At 44.0% G+C, this 10,139-nt stretch carries 8 protein-coding genes and 1 pseudogene; 3 read left to right on the forward strand and 6 right to left on the reverse strand.

All coding sequences use genetic code 11. The features are described from left to right. Positions 1–20: 20 nt before the first annotated feature. Entirely contained in the window at positions 21–1,253 is a 1,233-nt protein-coding gene (locus H735_RS28150; protein ID WP_009704178.1) for an L-lactate MFS transporter, read from the reverse strand. Between the two features lie 576 nt (positions 1,254–1,829). Here H735_RS28150 and H735_RS28155 point away from each other — a divergent pair. After that, complete coding sequence (locus H735_RS28155) at positions 1,830–2,186, forward strand: hypothetical protein (protein ID WP_009704179.1); 357 nt, start codon at positions 1,830–1,832, stop codon at positions 2,184–2,186. A gap of 65 nt (positions 2,187–2,251) precedes the next feature. Here the strand turns inward: H735_RS28155 and H735_RS28160 are convergent, their stop codons facing one another. The 4 genes from H735_RS28160 to H735_RS28175 form a co-directional block, all read right to left on the reverse strand. Beyond that, positions 2,252–4,135: a M48 family metallopeptidase gene (locus H735_RS28160; RefSeq protein ID WP_020197464.1), complete on the reverse strand. Its 1,884-nt coding sequence runs from the start codon at positions 4,133–4,135 to the stop codon at positions 2,252–2,254. Beyond that, positions 4,135–4,725 carry a LemA family protein gene (locus H735_RS28165; protein WP_009704181.1) on the reverse strand — a complete coding sequence of 197 codons (591 nt, stop codon included), beginning with the start codon at positions 4,723–4,725 and terminating at the stop codon, positions 4,135–4,137. Before H735_RS28165 ends, H735_RS28160 begins: the two co-directional genes overlap by 1 nt. A gap of 244 nt (positions 4,726–4,969) precedes the next feature. Then, positions 4,970–6,337 (reverse strand): anaerobic C4-dicarboxylate transporter DcuC, encoded by a 1,368-nt coding sequence (gene dcuC, locus H735_RS28170; protein WP_005437706.1) that lies wholly within the window; start codon positions 6,335–6,337, stop codon positions 4,970–4,972. Positions 6,338–6,712: 375 nt separating this feature from the next. Then, positions 6,713–7,837: an acyl-CoA desaturase gene (locus H735_RS28175; RefSeq protein WP_020197465.1), complete on the reverse strand. Its 1,125-nt coding sequence runs from the start codon at positions 7,835–7,837 to the stop codon at positions 6,713–6,715. Between the two features lie 293 nt (positions 7,838–8,130). Here H735_RS28175 and H735_RS28180 point away from each other — a divergent pair, with 293 nt between their 5' ends. Beyond that, the gene (locus H735_RS28180; protein ID WP_005437703.1) at positions 8,131–8,679 is read left to right on the forward strand and encodes a GNAT family N-acetyltransferase; all 549 of its coding nucleotides are present in this window, start codon (positions 8,131–8,133) and stop codon (positions 8,677–8,679) included. A 67-nt stretch (positions 8,680–8,746) separates the two neighbouring features. Here the strand turns inward: H735_RS28180 and H735_RS28185 are convergent, their stop codons facing one another. Beyond that, entirely contained in the window at positions 8,747–9,364 is a 618-nt protein-coding gene (locus H735_RS28185; protein WP_020197466.1) for an HAD family hydrolase, read from the reverse strand. A 303-nt stretch (positions 9,365–9,667) separates the two neighbouring features. On the opposite strand from H735_RS28185, the pseudogene H735_RS28190 reads away from it, so the two are divergent. Beyond that, positions 9,668–10,139, forward strand: a pseudogene (locus tag H735_RS28190) (hybrid sensor histidine kinase/response regulator); the annotation flags it as partial.

Raw genomic sequence — 10,139 nt, forward strand, 5'->3', positions numbered from 1 at the left:
AAATAGAACTGGACTGGCGATTAAGCGTTTTTCAGTTGTGCTACTTTCGCTTCAGTCAGTGGTTTAGTGATGAACGCTAGTACGATACACACTGCCATCATTACTGCTGAGATAGTGTAAGCAAGACCGTAGCCGTCACCGTTAGTCATTGAGAAACCAACAACAGCTGCACCGATTGCACCACCGATACCCCATGCTGTGTAAAGCACGCCGTAGTTAGTACCGTAGTTCTTCAGACCGTAGAATTCAGCCGTTAGAGTAGGGAATACTGCTAGAAGCGTACCGTAACCTACTGCTGCGATTGCTGTACCGATGATTAGCGTGAACTCAGTTTTGAACGTTGCGAACAGAACCATGTTGATGCCCTGTAGAACGAACGCTAGAAGAAGAGTACGTACGCCACCGATCTTGTCTGCAAGCATACCTGCTGCTACACGACCGCCTGAGTTAAATACCGCAAGGATAGACGCTAGGTAAACCGCGTTTGGTAGGTTCGCTTGAACGCTTGCGATAGTTGTGATGTTACCGATGATCATAAGACCAACAGAAGCTGCGAACGCGTACATGATCCATAGAGAGTAGAACTGTGGCGTTTTAAGCATTGCTTTCCAAGTTAGGTCGTCAGACTTCTTCACAACCTTAGGTGCTTGACCTTCTTTTACTTTAGGTTCAGCTGGCGTGTAGTCTGCTGGTGGGTTGTTGATTGTTGCTGCTAGAGGAACAGCGATAGCAAGGATGCCAACACCAAGAACTAAGAAGCTTGTTTGGATGCCCATGCTGTCGATCAGCGCAGAAGTCACAGGAGCTAGGTAGATAGCTGCTAGACCGAAACCTGCTGCGATGATGCCGTTAACCATACCTTTTTTAGATGCGTGGAACCACTTCATTGCAGAAGGAGAAAGACACGCGTAACCAAAACCGATACCTGCACCAGTGATCACACCGAAAGTGATGTTCAGCATTAGTGGTGAGTTAACAAAACCAGAAGCGATCATGCCTAGACCAGTTAGAACAGTACCTAGGATTAGGATCAAACGTGGACCCATACGGTCTTGAAGAATACCTGCAACAAGAAGACAGATAGAGAAAGTAATAGTTGCAGTCGCGTAAGGTGCAGATGCTTCTGCTGCGCTCCAGCCTGACTCAGTCACTAGTGCTTTGTTGAATACACTCCAAGCATACAGGATGCCAAGACAAAGGTTGATACAGAATCCTGCTAACAGGATGCGCATAGCTTTATCAATCTTGCTCATTTTTGTTCTCAGTAATACCTCTTGGCAGATAGCAAAGAGGGGTCGGTTTAAAGATAGGGTTTACTCAAAATAAGTTTGCGTTTTTCAACACATAACGTAATGAGCGCGGATTATAACCAATAAATGTGTGATTGGAATCTCTTTTTACCCCTGTAGCTAAAAATAATTTGAAACATTAAAAATGATTGTAATGAGGGCGTTTTATATATGACGAAAATGTTGATCTAACGTAAAGAAGCTTTGGTTTGGTAGTGAGATCCTAAGTGAAACAAGGTTGATAGCTCGAACATGGGTGTTTGGCTCACAGTTTAAGCAAAAAGTTTCAAAATGTTTAAGTGTTAATGTTCTGTAACAAAAGTGGCCAAAATAGAGACTGCTTTTTGTAAGTGCAGGATCTAAAGGGTTTATAAATTCGAGAATGTTAACCGCTTGTAATAACTAGATTCAAAAGGAAGGGTTGAACACAAAGTGAGCAAAAAATGTGCTTGTAATTGCTAAATAGATAAGCAAAATAGGGCGCAAAATGAGTTTTCATTAATGAAAGGATGCTTTTCTCTACTTGTAGTGAGGTGACTTATGAAATTGTTCCTATTACTTATGGCTTCTGTTTCTGCAGGTGTCGCATCAGCAGATCACATCCATTCATTCATGCTAGGTCTTTCTATTGCATCGCTTGCAGTAGGTAGCTGCTACTTCTTCGCATTCCGTAGTTCGCGTTTCCCACAGCTTGCTTTGTTCTTACTGATCTGTGGCATGTTGTCTAAATTGACGATTACTGTGGTCGGTGTGATGTGGGGTATGTCAGCTGAGCTGATTACGTCTCCAATCGTATTTGCTTTGTCTTACCTGTTCTTCTCACTAGCAGTAACCTACCTATGGTTCAGCTACCGTCAAAGCATCACCAAGATTCCTGAGCGCTTCAAAGCGGCTTAATCAAAGTAATCAATTGATGAACACAAAAACGCCAGCGATTATCGCTGGCGTTTTGCTTTCTGTGTTTAAAGCGTCACAGTCAGCGGAGGCTCTGGTACTTCCAAAAAGCATGCTATCACTCGATACAATTCACCTTCTGCAACGGTGATCTTCCCATCCGATTCAATGGCCAAGCGGCATGCTTTAACGAACTGACGTCGTTGAACGGGTTTCAGTTGCAACAACAGCTCTAGTGCAGCGCGGCTCAAGCGCCAATTCTTGTTTGCAGGCTCTAACGTTACTTCCGCGAAACCTAAAGATGTTAGGGCTGAATTAAATGCAAGTTGCGCCGCTTGTGGTTCTGAGTGACTGACCCAAGCTAGCTCCCTCAGTAACCAATGTACACTTTCTTCCAGTTGCTTAAGGGTTTTGTTCTGGCGAGTAAACCCAAAAGGTGCGATGAGCTGCTTCTCAAGTAAATTAATGACGCACCACTCACCGAGAGAGTAATGATTGTCAGTTTGTGATAATTCACGCAGCACTTCACACAACCGGTTCTTTTGGCCTTCACTGAGTGCTTTTAGGGCAGGGACCGCTAATTCCAAAAGAGGAAGGCGCAAATGCGTTGGCAGCTCGTAATCTAACCAAGGTAATAACTTTGCGTGCGACACCATTGGAATATGACCTTTGATCATCTCACGCTGCACTTTGCTTCCATCAAAAATTAGCAGCAATGCAATAAAACGAGCGCTATAAGGTTCACGTGCTATGTCGACCAAGTCTTGTGGCAATTGGCTAATGAGCTGTTTCCCTGTCTCACTTAACTCTGAGGAAGTTGGCGCGACACTCTGTGGCTCAACGTTCTGGGTACTTAAGTCTTGGGTACTCAAGCCGGCATCCGACGCAAATCCACTGACTTGTCCATTACCGAAAGTTGCTCCTTGACTACGACTTTTACTCAAAAAGCTGCCATCCCAATTAGGCTCAATCCGGCGAATCCTTTCTTCAAGTGGTGGGTGAGTAGCAAATAAACCAGTAAAGCCAGATAAGTTGCTCTGACCAAACATCATATGGCTCATTTGGCTGCTTGCTTTGGCGTTAAGATAAGACCCAGCGTTGCAACCACCTATCTTTTTTAAAGCGCCAGCGATGCCTTGATCGTTACGGGTAAACTGAACCGCACTCGCATCGGCTAAGAACTCCCTTTGTCTTGAGATTGCCGCTTTGATCATTGAACCAAACAAAGTGCCAACCCAGCCTAGAATCAAGCAGACAATCGCTATCAACATAATGACGGCAAAGCCTTTATCTGAATCGGAAGAGCTTCTTGAGACGCGACTGGTGTGGTGTGTGTTGTCTAACACCAGATGACCGAAATGGGCAATGCAAGTGATGCCGAAGAGTACCCCGATTAAACGTGTGTTCAGGCGCATGTCTCCGTTTAAGATGTGGCTGAACTCATGAGCAATCACGCCTTGTAATTCATCACGTGTGAAGGTGTCTAGTGCGCCTTGTGTAACACCGATTACAGCATCATCAATACTCATACCTGCAGCAAACGCGTTGATGCCTCGTTCTTCTTGCATCACATAAACAGGAGGAACGGGAATCCCTGACGCGATCGCCATTTCTTCTACCACGTTAAGAAGTCGCCTGTGTTTGGCGTCTATCGTGTTGGAGGAAATCAGCTTACCACCAATGCTTTCCGCAACGCCTCGGCCACCGTTCGAAGATAAGTCAGATAGGCGAATCATCGAACTTATTGCTACGATCAACACGACACCCGCAAAGCACAGTAAGACATAGCTAATGGCCGTGTTTTGATCAAATGGCTCACCCGTCACCCCATAGTAAATACCAATCGATAGGACGCTGACCAAACCCGTAATGACAAATACCGCTAAGGAAAACAGAAACACCAAAAGCCCGGTGCGTTGTCGCGCGGTATCTTGATGGTCAAAGAAATTCATTAGAACTCAACCTTAGGTGCTTCTTGGATGGCTTCAGTGTCTGCAAATTCCAACAACTTGCCGTCTTGGAAACCAAACATATTGGCAAACAAGACTGGTGGGAAAGTTTGCTTGTAGGTGTTGTAGCTGGTGACTGCATCATTAAAGGCTTGGCGAGCAAAAGCGACTTTATTCTCTGTGCTAGTCAGCTCTTCTTGCAGTTGGCTCATGGTTTCGTTGGCTTTCAGTTCTGGATACGCCTCTACAACCACATTTAACTTGCCTAGCGCATTTTGTAGCATGCCTTCTGCTTGTGCTAATTGGCTGATGGCGGCGTCGCTGTCTGGCGCATCACTGGCTGCTTTTAAACCAGTGATTGCTTGGTTTCGAGCTTGAATTACTCGCTCAAACGTTTCTTTCTCATGCTCCATATAGCCTTTTGCGGTGCTAACAAGGTTTGGGATCAAGTCGTAACGTCGTTTCAACTGTACTTCAATCTGAGCAAAGCTGTTTTTAAAGCGATTACGTAGCGTCACTAGCTTGTTGTAAATGCTGACCGCAAACACCGCGATAAGCAAAATGATGACGATAAAAACAATAAGTGAAGTCATAGTAAGTTCCATTTTGTGAATGTATGAGATTTTTATATAAGCTGTTGAGATAGTAAGCAAATCAGACTGCTGAGAATGTGGAGCACTTTGAAAATATGGAACGCATTGCTTAATAAAACGCACTACCTAATAAAACGAAGGACTGGTGAATGAAGAAGAGAAGGGCGTAAGAGAAGAGTCGTAGAATAAAAAAGGCTCGACATAGAAGCCGAGCCTTTGTTGATTGACGCGATGTAACCGCAGTTTATGCCGTCATTGGTACAAGCACCATAGTACCGATGATTACAGTAATCAGACCTGCCAGAACTGGCACTGATGTACGTTTTACTACTTCGAACGGACTGATGTTTGCCATACCAGAAGTCGCAACGATTACACCAGATACTGGCGAGATAGTACGGCCTAGGTTAGATGCTTGTAGCATTGGGATGATTAGGAACGCAGGGTTAAGACCCATCTTCGCAGCCAGTGAAGGAGCAAGCTCTACGAATGCGTAGAATGGAGCGTTACCAGAACCCGTCGCAATCGCAGCAGCAACAGTTAGACCGGTTAGAATAAGCATTAGCGCGATACCGCCAGCGCCTGCGTTGTCTGCAAGGTGTAGTAGGTTATCGATAGCACCAATTGACATAAGACCTTGCGCGAATACACCCGCTGCAACCAACAGCATTACCACGCCTTTAAACGCATCTGCCATGCCCGCATAACAAGAATCAAGATCCTCAAGCGACTTCTTACCGTCAAACTTGTTCACCACATAGTGAATCACAGCACCCAAGAAGATAGAACCTACCACGATAGTGTAGATGTCTAGAGTCAGGCCAGGAATCGTGCGACCGTTGAATAGGAATACACCGATGATTGGTAGGAAAGGAAGAACCGCATAGAACGCTGGTGCATCTGCTTTGATCTCAGATACGTCAATCTTTTCCATTGGCGTGTTGTCTTTCTTATCTAGGTATTTGTTCCAGAAGAATGCCGCTGCAGCCATTACGATGATCGCACAAATAGACACAGGCAGTACGGTTTGAACCGCGAACACGTCAAGCGCTAGGCCTGATTTTTCTGCCGCGATAACCACGTCACCAGAAGTTGGTGAAAGGATGATTGCCGCCGGTGAAGCACACACTGCTACCGCAGCAGGGCGGGAGATACCCATTGCTGTCATCATTGGGAATAGGGTAGCCATTAATAGCACGCCTAGACCGGTTGCTGAACTCACGGCAAGAGACATCAAACATGCCACGATGTAAGCCGCTACCAAAAGGACGTATGGAGACTTGATAACAGAAAGCGGTTTAGAGAACTGTTTTACTACTACATTGTTTGCGCCGATGTGTGTCATGTAAGACGCGAAGCCACAAAGTAGCATGATTTGCATACCAAGGCCGCCGCCACGGTATTGAAGCATGTATTTTACGTACTCTAGTGCGTCCGTCACCATATTACCCGTTGAGGTTACTTTTGATGGCAGAACGTCATGGCCAAGCAGACCAGTCATAAGAAGCAAACTAATACCTGCGGTTAATAACACGCCAGCGGCTTTGTAGCCTTTGACAATGAAATAACCCACAGCAATGGTCACTACCAAGCCAATTAAGAGCTCTAACATAGGGTTGTCTCCAGATATTATGAAAAAAAGAAAGAAACTGTTTCAGTTTATGTCAGAGAATTTACAGAATTCTTTCCTGTGGCACGAGACTAAATTAGAGCTAGCATGATCTAAAACAAATAATAGATTAATAAATAATTGCGTTGGATTATATTGTTTAAATTACGTTCTTCAGGTGTTATGTACTGGTTTTGTTGTTTTTAAAGAAACGAAAATATGAACAATTTGTCGAATAAAAATCGTACGAAATGATTAAAAAGTGGGAAAAGCGATAGTTCGAGCTAGATCACGTTAAAGGGGCTTGATTGAACAAAAAAGCTCCGAATGAACGGAGCTTTTGTTTTGACGTCTTTATATTGAAGCGCGAGTTACACGTTATGCGTAGCGTCGCACCAAGAGGTTCCAACTGCGTTGTTGACGTTCAAATTCTTCCTTAATTTGTTCGTATTTCAGCTTTGATACGGAACGTTCGTACTTTTTCACTACGGTTGCTGTTTTCTCACCAAGCACTTCTTTTCGCGCTTCATAATATTCTTGCATGTGGTGTACGAGTGCATCGAATTCCTGCTGAAGTTGGTCACGAATCGATTGGCTATTCGGTTTCGTTTCTAACTTTTCTTTTGCCTTTTTCAGCAACTGAGTTGCACGCGCTTTTTCGATACGGAAGGTCGATGTCGTACGAAGTTTGGTTGTTAACCCAAGCCAAGAGCACGATTTGATCAACCATTTAGTCGGGTCGTAATGCCACCAGTACACACCATTTCGGTAATCGTTTTCAAAGATGTGGTGGAAGTTATGATAACCCTCACCAAAAGTGAAGAAGGCTAAGATGCCATTATCACGAGCAGTGTTTTTGTCGGTGAAAGTCTGCTTACCCCAAACATGCGCCAACGAATTGATGAAGAACGTGGTGTGATGACTCAAGAACAGGCGCGCGGCACCAACGATCAGGAACATTCCCCAGATATCACCATAGATAAGACCTAGTGCAAGAGGGAAGCCAATATTAGTCGCAATGGCCAAAGGAACGTAATACTTGTGCTGCCATGCAACGATCTTGTCTCGCTTCAAATCACGACAGTTTGTGTACTCGTTCTCTTTTGACTTGTTGTAATCGCGAAGCATCCAACCAATATGCGAGTACCAAAATCCGCGTTTCGCTGAGTACGGGTCTTTGTCATTGTCATCAACATGTTTGTGGTGAACACGATGATCAGAAGACCAATGCATTGCACTGTTTTGAAGAGAGAAAGCACCACCGATGGCAAAGATGAATCGTAAAACTGGGTGGGCTTCATAGGTTTTGTGGCTCCACAGACGGTGATAACCCGCGGTAATGGAGAGATTGGTAAAACTAAAGGCGATGATACCCCAGATCAGATGTTCCCAACCTAATCCGTAGTGGTATGCATACCAAGGCAATACAACAAAAGTCAGAATAAAACTGGCAGAAAATATCAATAGATTCAACCAGATAATGGGCGGTTTATTATGCGTCACGATGTGTCCCTAACTTTGAGCTAACAACTGTTCGCTAGAATATCAGCGTACACGTGTAAGTCAAACTAAAGTTAGACGACTTTGTTTCGAGTTGTGACAGTTATATCGCTAAGGTCAAACTCGCAATAATCTGGTGTAGTCAGTGGGATTTTTTGCTTTTAAACGAATAATGAGTAGTATTAATCAATGAGCTGTGGCTATAGATTTGTAAAATCTGCCAAAAATATGTAGTTAAAGAGGTGGAAAATGCCAAAGCTCGTTAGAGAAGCAATAAAAGAACATAGGAATACGTAATGGAATTACGATTAGCGGAATATAAGGATTATGAACGCATCGCTCAGTTGCACGTGGACAGTTGGAAGCGTCACTACCGTGGTATGCTAAGTGATGGTTACCTTGATAGCGAAGCCATCGACGACAAATTGTTGATTTGGCAAACTCGCTTAACCAACCCACCATTTAACCAGCATGTTGTGTTAGCCGAAGAGGGTGGGCTTCTTCTTGGTTTTGTTTGTGTGTTTGGTAATCATGATTTTGAACGCGGCAGTTTTATTGAAGCGCTTCATGTGGATGACAGTTATCGCGGTCGCGGGATCGGGAAGCAACTTCTATTAGCGGTTGCAGAATGGCAACAACAGTACTTTAAAGACAGTGGTTTGTACCTTGAAGTGATTTCTCAAAATGAACCAGCAATCCAGTTCTACCAGCATATTGGTGGACAAGAATGCCAAGAACGCAACTGGAAAGCGCCGGGTGGTGGTGAAGTCCTTGAGAAAGTGTTCCGTTGGTCAAATGCACAATCACTGGTTAACGGCATAGAAGAAAACGTGGTTTACTCGTAACGGTTCTAAATAGAAGCCTAATTCAGAAAAGAGCAGCGATGTGCTGCTCTTTTTAGTTCGTGCCACTCTAAAAGCGTAATCCCATCGCTTTTAATTCATGTTCACATTGTTCTGCATGTTTAAATTGAATTGCCGCTAACCCTACCTCTCGTGCTCCTTCAACGTTATAAGGCATATCATCAAGGAACACAGTTTCTTGCGCGAGGAGTTGATGGGTTTCCAACAAGCTTTGATAAATCTCTGGCTGAGGCTTTAACAATCCCAGTTCTGCTGATACCGTCGCGCCTTCAAATAGTGGCCAAAAGTCGTAAGTGGCTTTGAGGAATTCAACGATCTCTACCACGTTGTCGGTCAGTGCGAACACGTTATATCCTGCGGCTTTGATGCGTTTAAGAAGCTCGACACTGCCATACATCAGTAATTGGGAGTGTTTCACGTAATAAAAGAAACGTTCGACTTCGCTATGTGAAAGTGCTTTTTCTGATTGATATCGCTGTTTGGCTTGTGCTTCAGTAATAAGCCCTTTGTTCAAATCTAACCAGATTGTGCTCATAAACAAGTCTTTGGCTAACGCCTCGGCGTCGACATCATTGCCAAATGTCAGCCTTACAATTTCTAAAGGCGACCATCTCACTAACACATTACCTACATCGAATACGACATTTTTAACTGCCATTGATTGCATAGGTGTCCTTGTTTGATAAGTTGAATAGGAGAGAGGGGGTTGCTTCGCTGTGTGTATGTTGCACGGCATTCATGTACAAGGCTTTGCGTTACATCCCATTTTCTGTTGAATTAACAATCAAATTTGCCTAGCTATTAGTTTCATGAATATAAAGCGCTGAATTTAAAGTAGAGCGTCGCGAAATATTTGATTAATGTCTCACTGCTTATGTGCGTTAACTAATATATAATTGGAAAGCAAATATAAACAAAACAATGCAAAACACAAAATCAGTAAACGCTAGGCTCAGTAGATAAAGTAAATATGGACGCGATTCGCAAAGTATATCAGTACGCAGAACCCAATCTTACCCTTGTAGGATGGATGGGTTTTGTCGGCTTTCCAATTTACTACGTGGTCTGGGCGTTTATGTTCCCACAGCCATACGAAAACCTGCCACTTCGTGTCCTTTGCTCGATTTTATTCTTCGGTATCATTTATCGTAACCGCGTGCCATTTGAATGGCGTCGGTTTTTACCTGCTTGTTATCAAGTCGCCATAACGCTCTGCTTACCCTGTTTCTTCTTTTACATGTTGCTGATGAACAACTGGTCGAATGTATGGGTAATGTCGTTTATGTCGGCGATATTTCTTCATATTCTGCTCGTCCATATCACTTGGGTGATGTTTGCTCAGACCTTTTCCGGTATTGGGCTTGCGACATTCTTCGCTTGGATAGCGCAAGGGTTCCACCTCGAACTCACAATGGATTGGACGCATGTGCCAATCTTCTTGT

It is taken from the genome of Vibrio owensii CAIM 1854 = LMG 25443, from assembly GCF_000817815.1.
Lineage (GTDB): Bacteria > Pseudomonadota > Gammaproteobacteria > Enterobacterales > Vibrionaceae > Vibrio > Vibrio owensii.